Source organism: Marinobacter sp. ATCH36, from assembly GCF_023555055.1.
Lineage (GTDB): Bacteria > Pseudomonadota > Gammaproteobacteria > Pseudomonadales > Oleiphilaceae > Marinobacter.
The window spans coordinates 59,282-77,009 of the sequence record NZ_JAMJPL010000003.1; the positions used below are offsets into that span (position 1 = coordinate 59,282).

The window sequence follows — 17,728 nt, forward strand, 5'->3', positions numbered from 1 at the left end:
ACACAGGCATCCGGCAGGCAAAAAAGGACAGGATGAGACCATGAGTAACTGGCTGGACAAGATCATGCCGAGCAAGATTCGCTCGGAATCCAAGCAACGGACCGGGGTGCCCGAAGGCCTCTGGAAGAAATGCCCGAAATGCGGTGCCTTTCTCTACAAGCCGGAGCTCGACAAGAATCTGGATGTTTGTCCCAAATGTCAGCACCATTTGCGGGTAACCGCTCGTCGGCGCCTGGATATCTTTTTGGACAAGGACGGCCGCCAGGAAATTGCGGCTGATCTGGAGCCCTGGGATCGGCTGAAGTTCAAGGACAGCAAGCGCTACAAGGACAGGCTGACACAGAACCAGAAAAACACCGGTGAAAAAGATGCCCTGGTGGCCATGCGAGGCTCCTGCCTTGATACGCCATTGGTTGCAGTGGCCTTTGAATTCAACTTCCTGGGCGGTTCCATGGGCCAGGTCGTGGGCGAGAAGTTCGTTCAGGCCGCCAACGTGTGTCTCGAAGAGCGGATTCCCCTGGTGTGTTTCTCGGCCAGCGGTGGCGCGCGGATGCAGGAAGCCATCCTGTCGCTCATGCAGATGTCCAAGACAGCGGCAGTGCTTGAGCGCATGAAACAGGAGGGCATTCCCTATATCTCGGTGATGACCGATCCGGTGTTTGGTGGTGTTTCCGCCAGTCTGGCGATGCTGGGCGATCTCAACATCGCCGAGCCTTACGCGCTGATCGGCTTTGCCGGTCCACGAGTTATCGAGCAGACGGTCCGTGAAAAACTGCCGGAAGGTTTCCAGCGCAGCGAATTTCTGCTGGACCATGGCGCCATCGATATGATTCTGCATCGTCACCACATGCGTGAACGCATCGCCGCTTTGCTGGCTAAATTTACCGGCCTTGAAAAGCCGGCTACGGAAGCCCCGATAGAGTTTGAAGTGTCGGAGCGACCGGAATCGGATGTCCCCGCAGAATGAGTCCGGCGCCCGGCATCCGAATGTGCCGGGCGCCGGAGCCACCCTTGAGCAGTGGCTTCGTTACCTGGAATCCATCCATCCCTCCGAAATAGACCTGGGCCTCGACCGTGTCCTTCTGGTGCTGCGGCGCCTGTTCCGTGGAAATCCGCCGGCACGGATCATTACGGTCGGTGGCACCAACGGAAAGGGCAGTGCCGTAGCGGCGATAGAGCAACTGTTGATCCGTGCGGGCCGATCCACCGGCGCTTATACCTCACCCCATTTGCAGCATTACAATGAACGGGTCCGAATTAACGGCTCAAGCGTGACGGATGACAGTCTGGTTCGTGCTTTTGAGCAGGTTGAGGCGGCCCGCGGTAATACCACGCTGACCTATTTCGAGTTCGGTACCCTCGCCGCTTTCGTGTTGTTCAGAGAAGCCGGTGTGGAAGACTGGGTTCTTGAAGTAGGTCTCGGTGGCCGGTTGGATGCGGTGAATGTGCTGGATCCGGATCTGGCGATCATTACCTCGGTGGATATCGATCACGTCGCTTTTCTTGGGGATAACCGCGAGGTTATTGGTTTTGAGAAGGCCGGTATACTACGTCCCGGCATCAATGCTATCTATGCAGATATTGATCCTCCCGAGTCCGTGCTTCAGCAGGCATCTGCCCAGAAGGTTCACCTTGAACGCCCGGGTGAAACCTATCAGCTTGTACCCGAACCGCAGGAGGGCAGGGGTGCGAGCGGGTTCACCCTGAAGCAGGCGCGTTATGGTGATGATGTCCGGCTTCCCGATACCGGGCTCCCTGTCCATAGCCTGGCAGCCGCGGTTGTTGCTATCCGTCATCTCGAGCCGGGCCTTGAACTGGCCACTATTGAAAGGGTTCTTGAGGGGTTGACCCTGCCTGGACGTTACGAAGTCTTGAATTCCTCACCACGGGTGATTGCCGATGTTGGCCATAACCCACATGCTGCTGCATGGCTGGCCAGCCGGATTGCTCGCCAGCGAAAGCCGGGCGGGCGCGTTATTGCGATCTACGCCGCCCTGGCTGACAAGGATGTGGAAGGTGTTGCCCGGGCAATGAGCCAGGTTGTCGACCAGTGGATGCTTGCAGGTCTGGAGGTCCCGCGCGGCCTGGGGCGTCAGGAACTGGCGGCACGTTTGGAGGGCAGCATCGGGGAGGCCCCAATGATACTTTCGTCATCGGTGGTGGACGCTCTGAAACAAGCCCTGGCGGAGGCGGACAATGATGATCTGGTCATTGTATTCGGATCTTTCTATACCGTTGCCGCGGCCCGAGCCGCGCTGGGGAAATAGCACATCTTAAATATCCGTCATGCCTGCCCGGAGACTTTGAGTTCTCGGTAGGTGGCGGTTACTATCGGGCACAGTATCTGCCAATGTTGGCATGTGGTGAATTAACGGGAGATAACGTAACGTGGACGGACTGAAGCAAAGAATCATCGGAGCGCTTGTGCTGGTGTCTCTTGCGGTTATCTTTGTGCCCATGATGTTTGACGAGCCTCACTCCGAGCGTGAGTCCACCTCCATCAAGATTCCCGAAGAGCCACCCTTTCCAGAAGTAGAAGCACCGGAACCCGATGTTGTCGATACGCCGGCTTATCGCATCGAAGAACCTGCGGACGAAAACCAGCAGGTAGCAGCCCCGGAGCCCTCAATCGAAGAGCCGCCACAACCAGCCCCCACGGTTGAAGAGCCTGAGGTAGCCCGTCAGGATGACAGTGAACCCGAGCCGGAGGCCGAACCCGAACCCGAATCGGAAGAGCCGGTCAAAGACGAAGACGCCGCGGAGTTTACCCGTTCCCTGGAAGGGGCCTGGGTGGTTCAGCTGGGCAGTTTTGGCAGTGCGGATAATGCCAGAAACCTGCGCGAAAAAGTTCGTGACAAGGGCTATAACTCCCACCTACAGCAGGTGACACGGGGCGACGCTGAACTGACTCGGGTATTCAGTGGACCGTTTGCCGAGAAAGCTGAGGCAGAAAAAGCCAAGCAGGTTCTCGACAAAGCCTTTGGTCTCAACAGCCTGGTAACCTCGGGCGACAAATAGGGCAATGGGCGGTTTGGTCAGGTGACGTTTCCTGATAGAATTCGCGCTTCCTTTTCTCCACCGGGTTTTCCATGGATGCGCTGATCTGGATCGACTGGGTCATCATTGCCCTGATTACTGTTTCTACCCTAATCAGCCTCAAGCGTGGCTTCATCAAGGAAGCGCTATCGCTGATAACCTGGGTGGGTGCGTTCATTATTGCCCGCACGTTTCATCCCCAGATGCAGTCTCTGCTTGAAGGCACGGTTGAGACACCGCTGGTTCGCCTGGTAGCAGCATTTGCCATCCTGTTTTTTGCCACTCTGATCGTTGGTGCGATCATCAACAACCTGATTGGTCACCTGGTAAGGGCCACCGGCCTGTCTGCGACCGACCGGGTGCTGGGTATGGGGTTCGGCCTGTTGCGGGGGCTGGTGGTGGTGATCGTTGCCATTGCCTTTACTCGTTACACCCCTCTGGCAGAAGACACCTGGTGGCGCACCTCTGTGATGATTGACCGTCTGGCCGTGGTGGAGGACTGGTCGCGAAGGACCCTCGGAGATGAATTTGCCCGATTCCTGGGGCCTGCAGGTGGAGGCACGGACGACTCCCCGGATTCTCAGCAGGAAGATAACGTGGAACCCGCTTCCGCGTCCCGCTAACATTCAGTTTTAACGCTTCGGAGATTACCGTATCCATGTGTGGCATTGTCGGCATAGTCAGTACTTCCAACGTGAATCAGTCGCTTTACGACGCGCTGACCGTATTACAGCACCGGGGCCAGGATGCAGCGGGGATTGTTACCTTTCAGGATGAGCGGTTCTACCTTCGCAAGGACAACGGGCTGGTGCGGGATGTATTCCGTACCCGCCACATGCGCCGGTTGGTGGGTAATGTAGGTATTGGTCACGTCCGTTACCCTACAGCTGGAAGCTCCAGCTCGGCCGAGGCCCAGCCGTTCTATGTCAACAGCCCTTACGGTATTACTCTCGCCCATAACGGCAACCTGACCAACGCCGATGACCTCAGCAACGACCTGTTTCGAACCGATCTGCGACATATCAACACCAATTCGGATTCCGAAGTTCTACTGAACGTATTCGCTCACGAGCTACAGAAACTGCGCAAGCTGGACCCTACGAAGGAGGAGATCTTCGCCGCTGTGCGCGCTGTCCACAAACGTTGTCGGGGTGCATACGCGGCCATTGCGATGATCACTGGCTATGGCATTGTCGGGTTCCGTGACCCCAATGGTATTCGCCCCGCCTGTTATGGTGTGCGCAAGACCGACGGTCGCGAGGAGTACATGATTGCGTCGGAAAGCGTCGCCCTGAGTGCCGCCGGTTTCAAGCTGGTGCGTGATATTGCACCGGGCGAGGCGGTTTATATTGAAACTGATGGTACGCTGTATACTCAGCAATGCGCTGAAGAACCCCACCTCTATCCCTGCGTATTCGAGCATGTGTATTTCGCGCGCCCTGACTCCATTATCGACCAGGTGTCGGTTTACAAAGCACGCCTGAGAATGGGTGAAACCCTGGCAGAAAAGGTGCTGCGGGAGCGCCCGGATCATGATATCGATGTGGTGATGCCAATACCCGATACCAGCCGCACCTCTGCGATGCAGATGGCACACCGGTTGGGAGTTAAGTTCCGGGAAGGTTTCATCAAGAACCGTTACATTGGCCGGACCTTTATTATGCCTGGCCAGAAAATGCGCAAAAAATCCGTGCGCCAGAAACTGAATCCGATTGATCTTGAGTTCCGTGGCAAGAACGTGATGCTGGTGGACGATTCAATCGTACGGGGCACCACCTGCAAGGAGATTGTCCAGATGGCCCGGGACGCCGGCGCGCGCAAGGTCTACTTTGCGTCCGCGGCGCCCCCGGTTCGCTACCCCAATGTTTATGGTATCGATATGCCCTCGGTCAATGAGCTGATCGCCCATGATCGCAGCGTTGACGAAATCGGCGAACTGATTGGCGCCGACTGGCTACTTTATCAGGATCTCAACGACCTGATTACCTGCGTCAGCGACGTTAATCCGGATATTGAAGGCTGGGAATGCTCGGTATTCACCGGCGACTACATTACCGGTGATGTCGACGCTGCATACCTCAACAAGCTGGAAGCCGCCCGCAACGATGAAAATCGCTTCCAGGCCAGTTCCGGGGATTCCTCGGATAACGGTATTATTGATCTTTACAACGATGAAGACTGACCACGCCTTGGTCTTACACAGGAGTTTGTCATGACCTATCGCCGCGAAGAGCACGTCCTGATCCCCGAGTCGGATCTGGACGGCATGTCGGTGGACACTCTTGCGGTCCGTGCCGGGCAGATTCGCACCGGCCAGCTGGAACACAGTGACGCAATTTTTCCCACATCCAGCTTTGTTTATGGCAGTGCCGCTCAGGCGGCGGCGCGGTTCGGCGGCGAGGAGCCGGGCAATATCTATTCCCGTTTTACCAACCCGACGGTCCAGGCATTCGAAGCCAGAATTGCAGCGATGGAAGGTGGTGAGCGGGCTGTCGCGACGTCGTCCGGCATGGCCGCCATTCTGGCGACCTGTATGGCGTTGCTGAAGTCCGGCGATCATGTGATTTGCTCAAGAGGCGTGTTCGGCACAACCAATGTGTTGTTTCAGAAGTATCTGGCCAAATTTGGCGTGGAAACCACGTTTGTCGGGCTGACGGATATGGAGCAATGGCATGCAGCGGTGAGGCCGGAAACCCGGATGATCTTTATCGAAACACCCTCCAATCCGCTGTGTGAAGTGGCGGATATGGAAGCGTTGGCCAGACTCTCCCACGACAATGACGCTTTGTTTGTGGTGGATAACTGCTTTTGTACGCCGGTTCTTCAACGCCCGCTCGAGTATGGTGCAGACATTATTATCCATTCCGCCACCAAATATCTGGATGGGCAGGGCCGCTGCGTTGGCGGTGTGGTGGTTGGCAGCAATACGCTGATGGAAGAAATATACGGTTTTCTGCGCTCAGCCGGCCCCACCATGAGCCCGTTCAACGCGTGGGTTTTCCTCAAGGGCCTGGAAACCTTACCAATCCGTATGCGCGCCCACTGTGACAATGCGTTAGAGTTGGCCAAATGGCTGGAAGGGCAGGCAACCGTGGATCGGGTATTCTATGCCGGTTTGCCCGACCACCCCCAGCATGATCTGGCGAAACGCCAGCAGAGTGGGTTCGGCGGCGTGCTCTCCTTTACCGTAAAAGGCGGAAGGGAGCAGGCCTGGGCTTTTATCGACGCAACACGGATGATTTCCATCACCGCCAATCTCGGTGATGTCAAAACAACCATTACACATCCGGCCACAACGACCCATGGCCGACTGTCTCCCGAAGACAAGGAGCAGGCAGGCATTACCGAAAATCTGGTTCGGATCTCGGTAGGTATTGAAGCAGTTGAGGATCTCAAGACCGACCTGCAGCGCGGTTTAGAGGCCCTTGAAAATTACCGTCAGGGAACTGTCTGAGCATTCATGGCTGAGAGCGCAAAAGCAAAAAAATCAGGAGAGCTGACAGACAAACAGTTGCGATTCCGTCGTTTTCTGGCCCAGGGGGCACGGGAAGGGGCGGTGATCGCACTGATTGCACTGTGTATCTATCTGGGTATGGCGCTGGTAACCTTCAGCCCTTCAGACCCCGGCTGGGCCAGCATAGGCCATGAAACCAGTGTGCAGAATTATGCTGGCCGCACCGGTGCCTGGCTCGCCAGCCTGCTTCGCGACTTCTTTGGCCATGTGGCTTTCCTGTTTCCGGTGATGATAGCGGCATACGCCCTTATGCTCATCCGTCGCCGCAATGACCCTATCGATATGCATATGCCACTGTTCCTGGTGCGATTTGGCGGGTTTCTTCTGATCCTGCTGTCGGCTACCAGCCTGCTGTCACTTTATTCCGTTTTCGGGCTTGGGGTTACCTCCGGCGGGGTGCTTGGATCAGCGGTTTCCGAAGCCATGGTGCGATTCTTCAACCTGCCGGCTACCACGCTTTTGCTGATCTCCATATTTCTGTTTGCACTGACAGTGAGTACCGGATTGTCCTGGTTCTGGTTGATGGATCAGTTGGGGAACCTGACCCTGCGGGCAGTCAACAGCATCAAGAATCTGTTTACCTCTACCGGAAAGGCTCCGAAGGCATCGGGCGAGTCGGGCCCCGCAGCCGCTCCGGTACCCGCGAAGAAACCGGCGGAGCCACCCCTCGTGCGGGACAAGGTTGCGGCGCCCGGCAAGGATAAGCGCTCTGCAGGCGTATCCTGGTGGCGACGTCTGCTGGGTCTGGGCCCCCGCAAGGAAAAGGCCAAGGCATCGGCTGGCCCGAAAGAACGCCGCGAGCCGGGTCTTGAGGGTGTGCACTCCGCAGAGGATGCCGAACCTGCGCTGCTTGAAAGCTTCAGCTCCCGCGATGACCGTGCGCCCGGAACCGATGTCCCGGAACCCGGCCCCAAGAGTGGCAAGAAACCACCTGCCGGCAAATCTTTGAAGATCTCTCCCTTCAAGCGTGATGATCAGTCGGTTACAAACGGGAGCGGCAACAGCAAACAACCATCGCTGCTGGAAGATATCGAAAGCGCCATTCCCCCTATTTCACTTCTGGATCCGCCGGAAGAGCATAAGGAAAGGGGATATTCCGAGGAATCGCTTCAGCATATGTCGCGATTGCTGGAAGAGAAACTGGCGGATTTCGGGGTTTCCGTGGAAGTGGTCGAGGTTAACCCGGGGCCCGTTATTACCCGCTTTGAAATCAAACCTGCTCCTGGCGTCAAGGTGAGCAAAATCTCCAACCTGGCGAAAGACCTGGCCCGTTCACTGGCGGTTCTCAGTGTCCGGGTGGTGGAAGTGATACCCGGAAAATCCGTTGTCGGTATCGAAATTCCCAACGAAGAACGGGAAATGGTGCGGCTCAGTGAGGTATTGAATGCCCGCGTATTCAAGGAATCCTCGTCAGCGCTGACACTGGCGCTGGGAAACGACATCGGTGGTAATCCGATGGTGGCCAATCTTTCCAAGATGCCGCACTTGCTGGTGGCGGGTACGACAGGTTCCGGTAAGTCGGTGGGTGTGAACGCTATGCTCCTGAGCATGCTTCTGAAAGCTACGCCCGAGGAAGTCCGTTTTATCATGGTAGACCCCAAGATGCTGGAGCTGAGCATCTATGACGGCATCCCTCACTTGTTGGCACCTGTGGTCACCGATATGAAAGATGCCGCCAATGCCTTGCGCTGGTGTGTGGCGGAAATGGAACGGCGTTACCGGTTGCTTGCGAGCCTGGGCGTGCGCAACCTGGCAGGGTTCAATCGCAAAGTGAAAGATGCCGCCGCAGCAGGAGAGCCGCTGCTGGACCCCACCTGGAAGCCGGATGAATACCTGGCTGACGATGAACAGGAACGACCAGAGCTGGAAACTCTTCCGTTTATCGTGGTGGTGATCGACGAATTCGCCGACATGATGATGATTGTCGGTAAAAAGGTTGAAGAGCTGATCGCCCGAATCGCCCAGAAAGCCCGCGCCGCCGGAATACACCTGATTCTTGCCACCCAGCGGCCCTCGGTTGATGTGATCACCGGCCTGATCAAGGCCAACATTCCTACCCGTATGTCGTTCCAGGTTTCGTCCAAGATCGATTCCCGCACGGTACTTGATCAGGGCGGGGCAGAGCAGCTGCTCGGGCATGGCGACATGCTCTACCTGCCTCCCGGTTCAGGGCTGCCGGTGCGCGTCCACGGTGCCTTTGTGGATGACGACGAAGTACACCGTGTTGTGAGCGCCTGGAAAGCCCGGGGTGAGCCTGTTTATATTGACGACGTACTCAATGGCGCCGAAGGCGAAAGCCTGCCCGGTGTGCCCAGCCTGAGCGAAGGCGGCGGTGACAGCGAAGGCGATGCCCTGTTCGATGAAGCGGTAGCGTTCGTGACCGAGGGTAGGCGTGTATCCATTTCATCCGTGCAGCGGAAGTTCAAGATCGGCTATAACCGGGCGGCAAACCTGGTCGAGGCCATGGAAGCATCCGGTGTTGTCAGCTCGGCCGGGCATAACGGTGCCCGCGAAGTACTGGCACCACCGCCACCACGAGATTAGGAGAACCGATTAATGATGGAATCACCAAAGGGTTTATGGATTGTATCCATGTTGGCAGCATTGCTGGTGTTGTTCACCCTGCCTGCCCATGCTGAAGAAAGCGGTGAATCTGCAGCAGCGGAACTGGCTTCAATGCTTGAAAGCTACGAATCCTTCCAGTCCAGCTTTATACAGATTGTGGTTAACGATAACGGAAACCGTGTGCAGGAGAGCCGTGGATCCCTCAAGGCCAAACGTCCGGGCCTGTTCTACTGGGAGACCAGCGAGCCCCATTCCCAGTTCGTGGTCAGTGACGGCAACAAGGTAGAAGTCTACGACCCGGATCTTGAGCAGGTGACAGTTCACAGCCTCGATGAAAAAGTGTCGACAACGCCGGCGCTGCTGCTCAGTGGTGAAGTGGATAATCTTGATGAAACCTACAAAGTGTCCATGCAGTCAACCGGCGAAAACACCCGGGAGTTTACGCTTGAGCCCAGAAGCGAAGATTCGCTCTTTGTGTCGTTGCGGCTGACTTTCTCGGGAGGCGAGCTTCGGGAGATGCGCATGAAAGATTCGCTGGCGCAGCTCAGCGTGCTGAGCTTTCAGGATATCCGCCTTAATCAGGAAATCAGTGACAGCGCTTTTGTCCTTGAATATCCCGATGGCGTGGATGTGATCCGGGACGGAGCCTGATGCAGGAAAACCTGTTCGGGGAACAGCAGGGGTTTCGGCCTCTGGCTGCCCGAATGCGGCCGGCAAATCTTGACGAGTATGTCGGCCAGAGCCATCTGGTAGGCCCGGGCAAACCGCTTCGGCGGGCAGTGGAGCAGGGGCAGCTCCATTCCATGATCCTGTGGGGGCCTCCGGGAGTCGGCAAGACCACTTTTGCCCGCCTGCTGGCCAACCTTGGCGACCTGAGTTTCGAGACTGTATCCGCGGTCCTGAGTGGTGTGAAGGACATCCGTGCCATTGTCGAGCGCGCAAAAGATCGCAAGCGTGGCGAGGGTCGGGACACGCTGCTGTTCGTGGACGAAGTCCACCGTTTCAACAAAAGCCAGCAGGATGCGTTTCTTCCTCATATTGAGGATGGCACCTTCATATTCGTGGGGGCCACCACGGAAAATCCTTCCTTTGAGCTTAACAGCGCGCTGTTATCACGCACCCGGGTTTATGTACTCAAGAATCTTTCGGATGACGATATTCTGCAATTGCTGAACCGGGCACTGTCTTCACAGGAAGGATTGGGCGGACGCTTTACGGTTGAACAATCCGAGCTTGATCTTGTCGCGGCTGCCTCGGGTGGAGATGCCAGGCGAGCTCTGAATATTCTGGAGGTTGCGACGGATCTTGCCGAGCCGGATGCTGACAGCAGCGCCAGAATCACGCGCGATCATCTCGAACAGGTACTTCAGACCAGCCTGAGACGTTTCGACAAAGGCGGCGATGTCTTCTATGACCAGATATCGGCGCTGCACAAGTCGGTGCGGGGGTCGGATGCTGACGGGTCCCTGTACTGGTTGTGCCGGATGCTCGATGGCGGCTGTGACCCATTGTATGTTGCCCGTCGGCTGGCAAGGATTGCCAGTGAGGACATTGGTAACGCTGACCCCAGGGCGCTGCAGATTTCCATGGACGCCTGGGAGGCTCAGGAGCGGCTGGGTACCCCGGAGGGAGAATTGGCACTGGCCCAGGCAGTAACTTATCTGGCGATGGCGCCAAAGAGTAATGCCGTCTACAAGGCGTTTAATCAGTGTATGGCGGATATCCGCAACGATCCGGACTATGACGTACCCGTTCACCTGCGCAACGCACCGACAAAACTGTTGAAATCCATGGGTCATGGTGATGAATATCGTTACGCTCATGATGAGCCCGAAGCTTTTGCCGCCGGCGAGTCCTACCTGCCGGAAGCTATTCACCAACGCCGGTATTTTCGACCGGTCAATCGCGGCCTGGAAATCAAACTGCTTGAAAAGCAGGGTCGGCTGGATGAATGGAACCGCAAAAGCCCCCGCAAGCGTTATTCGCAGAACTGAAATCCCTTGACGGTCAGCCGCCTGCTGTAGCCACAGGCATACTCGCAGGTATAATGCCCAGTCAATTGCTAAACACCGAGATTTGTCCACTTACCATTGAACCGGAAAATTCAGGATAACCATGCTCGATCCCAAACGTGTCCGCACCCAGACTGAAGAGATCGCCCGTCGCCTGGCCATCAAGGGCTTCGCCTTTGATAAAGCCACCTTCGATCAGCTCGAGGAACGCCGCCGTGCGATCCAGGTGAAAACGGAAAACTTGCAGAGCGAGCAGAATCGCCGGTCCAAATCCATCGGCAAAGCCAAGGCCGCCGGTGAAGATATCCAGCCGTTGCTTGATGAGGTGGAAAACCTGAAAAAGCAGAAGTCGGAAGCGGAAGATGAATTGCGCGTGCTTCAGGATGAACTTAACGACTTCCTGGCGTCGATTCCGAATCTACCGGATGAGACGGTACCTGCCGGAGAAAGCGAAGACGACAATGTAGAAGTTCGCCGTTGGGGCACCCCGAAGAGCTTTGATTTCGAACCCAGGGACCACGTTGCCCTTGGAGAAAGCCTTGGTGGTCTGGATTTTGAAACCGCTACACGCCTGGCCCATTCCCGCTTTGCAGTGATGCGCGGCCCGGTTGCAAGACTGCATCGGGCGCTGGCCCAGTTCATGCTGGATCTGCATACAGAAGAGCATGGATACATGGAAGCCTATGTACCCTATCTGGTAAACGCCGAGACGCTCTATGGTACCGGCCAACTTCCGAAGTTTGAGGAAGACCTGTTCCGCATGGATGGCGAAAAGCCGTTGTACCTGATTCCCACGGCGGAAGTGCCGGCCACCAACCTGGTCAGCGACACCATTCTGGACGCCAAAGAGCTACCCCTGAAGATGGTGTGTCACACCCCCTGTTTCCGCAGCGAGGCGGGCTCTTATGGCCGTGATACCCGGGGCATGATCCGGCAGCACCAGTTTGACAAGGTGGAACTGATCCAGGTAGTGCGCCCGGAAGACTCCGAGGCCGCACTTGAGGCGCTCACAGGTCACGCTGAAAAAGTACTTCAACTGCTTGAGCTGCCTTACCGCCTGGTGGACCTCTGTGGCGGTGACATGGGCTTCGCCGCGGCCCGCACCTACGATATCGAGGTTTGGCTCCCCGGCCAGGACAAGTACCGTGAAATTTCTTCTTGCTCTAACACTCGTGATTTCCAGGCACGACGCATGCATGCGCGTTGGCGTAATCCGGAAACCAACAAGCCTGAGCCGGTCCATACCCTGAACGGGTCAGGCCTTGCCGTTGGCCGTGCATTGATCGCGGTCATGGAGAACTACCAGCAGGAAGACGGCAGCATTCTGGTTCCGGAGGTCCTGAAGCCGTATATGGGAGGCGTAGAAAGAATCCAATGAGTGACAGATCCGACGATGCGCCATGGAAGGGCGTTGGTGCGAAGCCTGCACCGGTTCGATACCAGAAAAATCCGGTCACCGAAAACCCCAACAGCTCCGAAGGGGAGGTCGCGCTTGTAGGCGCCGGCCCCGGTGATCCGGAACTTCTGACATTAAAGGCCTGGCGCCTGATTCAGTCTGCCGAAGTGGTGCTTTACGATCGCCTGGTATCGCCGGAAATCCTGGCGCTCATTCCGGAAACCGCGGAGCGGATCCATGTAGGCAAGCAGCGCTCGAACCATACCTTGCCGCAGGAACAGATCAACAACCGGTTGGTGGAGCTTGCCCGCAAAGGGCACAAGGTAGTACGCCTGAAGGGCGGTGATCCTTTTATCTTTGGCCGTGGTGGCGAGGAGATTGAAACCCTGGCCGCTGCAGGCGTTCGATTTCAGGTGGTGCCCGGGATAACGGCCGCATCCGGGTGTGCGGCCTATGCCGGTATACCACTGACACATCGGGATCACGCCCAGTCGGTCCGGTTCGTGACCGGCCATCTCAAGAATGATACCTCTGATCTGCCCTGGAAGGACTTTGTGCAGAACAACCAGACCCTGGTGTTTTACATGGGTCTGGTGGGATTACCCATTATCTGCCGCCAGCTGATCGCCAATGGTATGTCGCCAGATATGCCGGTGGCACTGGTATCCCGTGGCACCACACCTCAGCAGCAGGTGGTTACCGGCGTTCTGTCCAATATTGTTGAACGGGTGGAGGAAAATGCAGTGCCTGCTCCCACGCTGGTGATTATAGGCAGGGTGGTAACTCTGCGGAGCAGGCTGGACTGGATCGGCGGCTGAGTCTTCAGCCGCAACAGCTATGGATCAGCCGCGACGCTTCGGCAACACGTCCTTGAGCTTGTCGCGCATCTCGTGCAGGGCTTTCTCGGTGGATTCCCAGTCAATACAGGCATCGGTTACGGATACGCCGTACTTCAGGTCAGCCAGGTTCTCCGGGATTGACTGGTTACCCCAGTTCAGGTTGCTTTCCACCATCAGGCCCTGAATGGACTGGTTGCCCTCCAGAATCTGGTGGGTGATGTCCTGGAGTACCAGTGGTTGAATAGCCGGATCCTTGCTGGAGTTGGCGTGGCTGCAGTCTACCATGATGGATGGGCGCAACTTGGCTTTTTCCAGCGCCTGTTCACAGAGCGCTACACTCACGGAATCGTAGTTGGGCTTTCCGCCACCGCCACGGAGGACCACGTGGCCGTAGTTGTTGCCACGGGTACGGATAATGGCCACTTTGCCCTGTTGGTCGATACCCAGGAAGCTGTGCGGATGAGAGACCGACTTCATGGCGTTAACCGCGACATCCAGGCTGCCGTCGGTACCATTCTTGAAGCCTATGGCCATGGACAGGCCGCTGCTCATCTCGCGGTGTGTCTGGGACTCGGTGGTACGGGCACCGATGGCCGACCATGAAATGGTGTCCTGAAGGTATTGCGGAGAGATCGGATCAAGTGCTTCGGTGGCTGTTGGCAGGCCCAGTTCGGAGATGTCCAATAGCAATCGCCGGCCAATGTGAAGCCCCTGTTCAATATCAAAGGTGTCATTCAGGTGCGGGTCGTTGATCAACCCCTTCCAGCCGACGGTGGTACGTGGCTTTTCGAAATATACCCTCATGACAATCAGCAGCGTATCGCTGACTTCGTCCGCCAGTTTCTTGAGCTTCACGGCGTATTCACGGGCAGCTTCAACATCATGAATGGAGCAGGGGCCTACCACCACAAACAGGCGGTGATCCTTGCCGTCCATGATGTCATAGATAGCCTGACGGCCATTTTCGACCGTCGCCGAAGCCTTTTCGGAAAGCGGCAATTCCTGCTTCAGCGTTTCAGGGGTGATCAATGGTTCCTGACTCGCCACATTCAGATTCTCTAGTTTGGTGCCCGACATTCTGTTGTTATCCCCGTCGCATAAAACATGACCGGCCGGTGTCTGGTTGCAGTAAACCCCGGCGAGTTGGTTATACTGCGTCATTTGATGAACCTTTTCAACGCTTCTGACAAGCGGAGAACGGATGCAGCAGAGTACGCAGAACAAGGGGAAAGTCCTGCCCCGTAAGCGGGTGGCAGAGAGGATGGCCGATGTGCTCTCCGGCATTCGCGTACCGGATCTTCCGTACCCGGCACAAAAGCTCTCGCCCGATGCATTAAGCGACTGGGGGCCCTTGCTGCTTTCCTGCTGGACAGAACAACGGGACGAACCCGTCACCCGCGTGATTCGCTCAGTTTCGCTGACCTGGTCTGTCCGGCAGATCAATTCCGCCTACGTTGCCGACCGCATTATGGGTGTGTTCCTGAAAACCAGCGGCCTGCATCCGGACCTTACCCGCCGAATCGCGCGCCTGAGGTTCTTTTTCGCCTGGCGAATGAATCTTGAAGGTGGCGGTGCGCTCCCCGATACACTGATCCATTGGCTGGACAGTCTGCAGGACTGCCGTGGCTGGAGCGCCTCTGGGGGACGTTCGGCGAGGGCCGTTCTGGACCAGCTGGATGCCTTGGTGATAGCAGTTTCCGGCAGTTTCAATTCAGGTGATATTGAGCCCGTGCTGGCTTTCTGTCGCCAGTGGGAAGCAGACGCCGCGAAACGGGAACAGCAGAACGACAGGCTGCGTAGTCGGCTGCTTGAAACCGAGAAAGGTGCTGCGAGACAGCGGAGGGCCGAACAGACAGCACGCGCATTGGTGGGACGGGCTCTGCGGAATCGAGAATTGCCACAGGAAATTGTGAGCTTCATCTTTGATCAGTGGTTCGGATTATTAAAGCAGATTGTCTGGGAGGAAGGCACCGAGGGTGAAAACTGGCGTCACGCCGGCAAACTGCTGGAATGGCTCGTGTGGATTGGCGATCCTGCTCTTTCGGATCGGGACCGCAATCGTCTCTATACCGTGGGTGAGCAGATAGGGGATCGCATCGCCGATGTGTGGAGCCGGGTTCAGAAGAAGCCAATGCAGGAAAAAGCCCTGGAAGGTGTTCAGGCAGTGATGGTAGCTCGCCTCCGAGGCGAAACGCCGGATCTTGTGCCCGCACTGCCGGCTGATAACCGCTTTTCCTGGGATTCGTCCTGGCTCACGTTTTCCGAACCCGCGGAAGACGAGGTTGCTCCCCTGAAGGGTAAGTGGTTCGTTGAGGGCGAGGGGACAAATGAGCAACGCCGGTTCTTCTTTACGCTGTTACCGGACACCTGTGAGGTACTGTGGACCAATGGCGCGGGCGTCAAGCTCGGGGTGCTGCCCTGGACGCGATTTGTAAGTGGTCTCGAAGCCGGCACACTGCGGCCACTGCCACCGCTGAAACCGTTTGGCGAGGTGTTGGCGGAAACCATTACCTCTCTGTCTGTGGTGCTGGATCGTCAAAAACTCCAGCGCGAGACGGCCGCCAAGGAAGCACAAGCGCGCGCTGACGCGTTGCGCCGCGAAAAGGAAGCAGCAGAACGGCGCCAGCAGGAAGAGGAAACCGCAAGGCGGGAGGAGCTTGCCCGCAGCGAACAGGCTGCAGAGGCTCAGCGCCTGGCTGATGAAGAGGCGGAACAGGAGCGCTTGTTGCTTGAGAAGCAAGCTGCAGCGGGGCAAGTTGTCGACGGTATCAAACTGGGTGGCTGGATTGTTGAAGAGAACGTCGGGGCGGACCAGGGCCCGGTTCGTCTCAAGCTGGCGGTGCGGATTAATGCCTCGAAGAAACTGATCTTCGTTGACCGGCTGGGGCTAAACCGCCGGGAGTTTCTGGTGGACGAACTGGTGGATGAGATCGTTGCCGGTCGTATTCGCGTTCTGGGTAGCTCGGCGGAATTTGACGATACCCTTTCCAGGGTCGTCGGGCGCATTCGGGTGGGCCGGAACTGATCTGTCAACCGGCAACGTCAGGTGGGAAATCATGAGCGATATTGATTACAGTTTTGGTGACTACGAAGATTCCCCGGCGTCAGGGGATAATCGTTCCGAGTACCGGCTGACAGCGAGTGCAAAAGTTACCATTGAATTGGAATCGTCTGTTCCGGACGATGCAGGCAACAGCCCTGAACGTTCGCTTATCTCGCGAACCAGTGATTTGTCAGCGGGTGGAATTCGGTTGGCAACTTCCGAACCGCTAACAGCGGGTGCAATATTGCCCGCCTGGGTGAATCTGGAAGACGTTTCCGAACCGTTCCGGTTAATGGTTGAGGTGGTGTGGTGCCGTTCGGCGGATGCCGGTGGCTGGCTGGTGGGACTCCGGATACTGGAGTCTGATGGCACTGCTTGTCTGGAATGGGTGGAGGCGGTTGCGAGAGCCATGTCGGAAGGGTGACGTTGGTTCCCGGCAGGGCACAAGGCCCCACCGGTGCATTGCGGGTTCGATCAGTCTTCCAGTTCGCCCATACCGGTAATGTTGAAGCCGGCGTCGACGTACATGATTTCGCCGGTTATGCCGCTTGCCATGTCGGAACACATGAAGGCGGCGGCGTTACCAACCTCATCAGTGGTGACGTTGCGGCGCAGCGGTGCTCTTCTTGCATTCTCGGCAAGCATCTTGCGGAAGCTCTTGATGCCGGAAGCAGCCAGCGTCCTGATAGGGCCTGCAGAGATGGCATTCACCCGTATACCATCACGCCCCAGGCTGCCGGCCATATAGCGCACGTTGGACTCCAGGGAGGCCTTGGCGAGGCCCATCACGTTGTAATTCTGCAATACCTTTTCCGCACCCAGATAACTCAGGGTCAGCAGAGAGCTGTTTTCATGCAGCATCTTGCGGCCTGCCTTGGCCAGGGCGACAAAGCTGTAGGAGCTGATGTCATGGGCAATGCGGAAGCCTTCGCGGGTGGTGACATCCACGAAGTTGCCATCGAGCTGGTCGCCCGGTGCAAAACCAACGGAATGCACGATCACGTCGATATCATCCCAATGTTTGCCCAGTTCGGTGAACACGGCTTCGATTTCGTCATCACTGGCAACGTCACACGGGAAAGTCAGTGAACTGCCCCAGCCTTCGGCGAATTTTTCCACCCGGGATTTAAGCTTCTCATTCTGATAGGTGAAAGCCAGCTCAGCGCCTTCTCTGGCAAAGGCATCTGCAATGCCGTAGGCAATGGAGTGTTTGCTTGCAACGCCGACAATCAGTGCTTTCTTGCCACTGAGTAATCCCATAATTATTCTCCCTGTGTTTCAGTTTCAGGCATTATCCATGAACCGCAGCAGTGCGGGTAACGC

General features: G+C 56.9%; 14 protein-coding genes and 1 pseudogene. 13 read left to right on the plus strand and 2 right to left on the minus strand.

Features of this window, described 5'->3' with window-relative positions; genetic code table 11:
- Positions 1-40: 40 nt before the first annotated feature.
- From accD to cobA, 11 genes and pseudogenes are all read left to right on the plus strand, one after another.
- Complete coding sequence (gene accD / locus M8010_RS11155; protein ID WP_250091250.1) at positions 41-967, plus strand: acetyl-CoA carboxylase, carboxyltransferase subunit beta; 927 nt, start codon at positions 41-43, stop codon at positions 965-967.
- Positions 951-2,267, plus strand: a complete 1,317-nt coding sequence (folC, locus tag M8010_RS11160) for a bifunctional tetrahydrofolate synthase/dihydrofolate synthase (protein ID WP_250091251.1) — start codon at positions 951-953, stop codon at positions 2,265-2,267. The genes accD and folC overlap by 17 nt, the downstream gene beginning before the upstream one ends.
- 121 nt (positions 2,268-2,388) lie before the next feature.
- The gene (locus tag M8010_RS11165; protein WP_250091253.1) at positions 2,389-3,018 is read left to right on the plus strand and encodes an SPOR domain-containing protein; all 630 of its coding nucleotides are present in this window, start codon (positions 2,389-2,391) and stop codon (positions 3,016-3,018) included.
- 71 nt (positions 3,019-3,089) lie between these two features.
- On the plus strand, positions 3,090-3,659 hold the full coding sequence (locus M8010_RS11170) for a CvpA family protein (RefSeq protein WP_250091255.1): 570 nt from the start codon (positions 3,090-3,092) through the stop codon (positions 3,657-3,659).
- Positions 3,660-3,694: 35 nt separating this feature from the next.
- Positions 3,695-5,218 (plus strand): amidophosphoribosyltransferase, encoded by a 1,524-nt coding sequence (purF, locus tag M8010_RS11175; protein WP_250091258.1) that lies wholly within the window; start codon positions 3,695-3,697, stop codon positions 5,216-5,218.
- 30 nt (positions 5,219-5,248) lie between these two features.
- Positions 5,249-6,490: an O-succinylhomoserine sulfhydrylase gene (locus M8010_RS11180; RefSeq protein ID WP_250091259.1), complete on the plus strand. Its 1,242-nt coding sequence runs from the start codon at positions 5,249-5,251 to the stop codon at positions 6,488-6,490.
- A gap of 6 nt (positions 6,491-6,496) precedes the next feature.
- On the plus strand, positions 6,497-9,094 hold the full coding sequence (locus M8010_RS11185) for a DNA translocase FtsK (RefSeq protein ID WP_250091261.1): 2,598 nt from the start codon (positions 6,497-6,499) through the stop codon (positions 9,092-9,094).
- Positions 9,095-9,106: 12 nt separating this feature from the next.
- Positions 9,107-9,766, plus strand: coding sequence for an outer membrane lipoprotein periplasmic chaperone LolA (gene lolA / locus M8010_RS11190; RefSeq protein ID WP_250091263.1), 660 nt, complete (start codon positions 9,107-9,109; stop codon positions 9,764-9,766).
- On the plus strand, positions 9,766-11,109 hold the full coding sequence (locus M8010_RS11195; RefSeq protein ID WP_250091264.1) for a replication-associated recombination protein A: 1,344 nt from the start codon (positions 9,766-9,768) through the stop codon (positions 11,107-11,109). Before lolA ends, M8010_RS11195 begins: the two co-directional genes overlap by 1 nt.
- 121 nt (positions 11,110-11,230) lie before the next feature.
- Complete coding sequence (serS, locus tag M8010_RS11200) at positions 11,231-12,505, plus strand: serine--tRNA ligase (protein ID WP_250091266.1); 1,275 nt, start codon at positions 11,231-11,233, stop codon at positions 12,503-12,505.
- Positions 12,506-12,519: 14 nt separating this feature from the next.
- Positions 12,520-13,341 (plus strand): annotated as a pseudogene (gene cobA, locus M8010_RS11205) (uroporphyrinogen-III C-methyltransferase); the annotation flags it as partial.
- 24 nt (positions 13,342-13,365) lie between these two features.
- Here cobA and M8010_RS11210 read toward each other — a convergent pair.
- Positions 13,366-14,439 (minus strand): 3-deoxy-7-phosphoheptulonate synthase, encoded by a 1,074-nt coding sequence (locus M8010_RS11210; protein ID WP_250091270.1) that lies wholly within the window; start codon positions 14,437-14,439, stop codon positions 13,366-13,368.
- Between the two features lie 124 nt (positions 14,440-14,563).
- On the opposite strand from M8010_RS11210, the gene M8010_RS11215 reads away from it, so the two are divergent.
- Positions 14,564-16,387, plus strand: coding sequence for a DUF1631 family protein (locus M8010_RS11215; protein ID WP_250091272.1), 1,824 nt, complete (start codon positions 14,564-14,566; stop codon positions 16,385-16,387).
- Between the two features lie 31 nt (positions 16,388-16,418).
- Positions 16,419-16,829: a PilZ domain-containing protein gene (locus tag M8010_RS11220; RefSeq protein ID WP_250091273.1), complete on the plus strand. Its 411-nt coding sequence runs from the start codon at positions 16,419-16,421 to the stop codon at positions 16,827-16,829.
- A gap of 50 nt (positions 16,830-16,879) precedes the next feature.
- On the opposite strand, the gene M8010_RS11225 is transcribed toward M8010_RS11220, so the two are convergent.
- Entirely contained in the window at positions 16,880-17,665 is a 786-nt protein-coding gene (locus M8010_RS11225) for an enoyl-ACP reductase FabI (protein WP_250091275.1), read from the minus strand.
- Positions 17,666-17,728 lie beyond the last annotated feature (63 nt).

What these genes read in the sequence shown, in the direction of transcription:
- lolA (WP_250091263.1), top strand. Translation starts at nt 9,107, where the DNA reads ATGATGGAATCACCAAAGGGTTTATGGATTGTATCCATGTTGGCAGCA.
- M8010_RS11210 (WP_250091270.1), bottom strand. Translation starts at nt 14,439, where the DNA reads ATGTCGGGCACCAAACTAGAGAATCTGAATGTGGCGAGTCAGGAACCA.
- M8010_RS11185 (WP_250091261.1), top strand. Translation starts at nt 6,497, where the DNA reads ATGGCTGAGAGCGCAAAAGCAAAAAAATCAGGAGAGCTGACAGACAAA.
- purF (WP_250091258.1), top strand. Translation starts at nt 3,695, where the DNA reads ATGTGTGGCATTGTCGGCATAGTCAGTACTTCCAACGTGAATCAGTCG.
- M8010_RS11170 (WP_250091255.1), top strand. Translation starts at nt 3,090, where the DNA reads ATGGATGCGCTGATCTGGATCGACTGGGTCATCATTGCCCTGATTACT.
- M8010_RS11180 (WP_250091259.1), top strand. Translation starts at nt 5,249, where the DNA reads ATGACCTATCGCCGCGAAGAGCACGTCCTGATCCCCGAGTCGGATCTG.
- M8010_RS11215 (WP_250091272.1), top strand. Translation starts at nt 14,564, where the DNA reads ATGCAGCAGAGTACGCAGAACAAGGGGAAAGTCCTGCCCCGTAAGCGG.
- accD (WP_250091250.1), top strand. Translation starts at nt 41, where the DNA reads ATGAGTAACTGGCTGGACAAGATCATGCCGAGCAAGATTCGCTCGGAA.
- folC (WP_250091251.1), top strand. Translation starts at nt 951, where the DNA reads ATGTCCCCGCAGAATGAGTCCGGCGCCCGGCATCCGAATGTGCCGGGC.
- serS (WP_250091266.1), top strand. Translation starts at nt 11,231, where the DNA reads ATGCTCGATCCCAAACGTGTCCGCACCCAGACTGAAGAGATCGCCCGT.
- M8010_RS11220 (WP_250091273.1), top strand. Translation starts at nt 16,419, where the DNA reads ATGAGCGATATTGATTACAGTTTTGGTGACTACGAAGATTCCCCGGCG.
- M8010_RS11225 (WP_250091275.1), bottom strand. Translation starts at nt 17,665, where the DNA reads ATGGGATTACTCAGTGGCAAGAAAGCACTGATTGTCGGCGTTGCAAGC.
- M8010_RS11195 (WP_250091264.1), top strand. Translation starts at nt 9,766, where the DNA reads ATGCAGGAAAACCTGTTCGGGGAACAGCAGGGGTTTCGGCCTCTGGCT.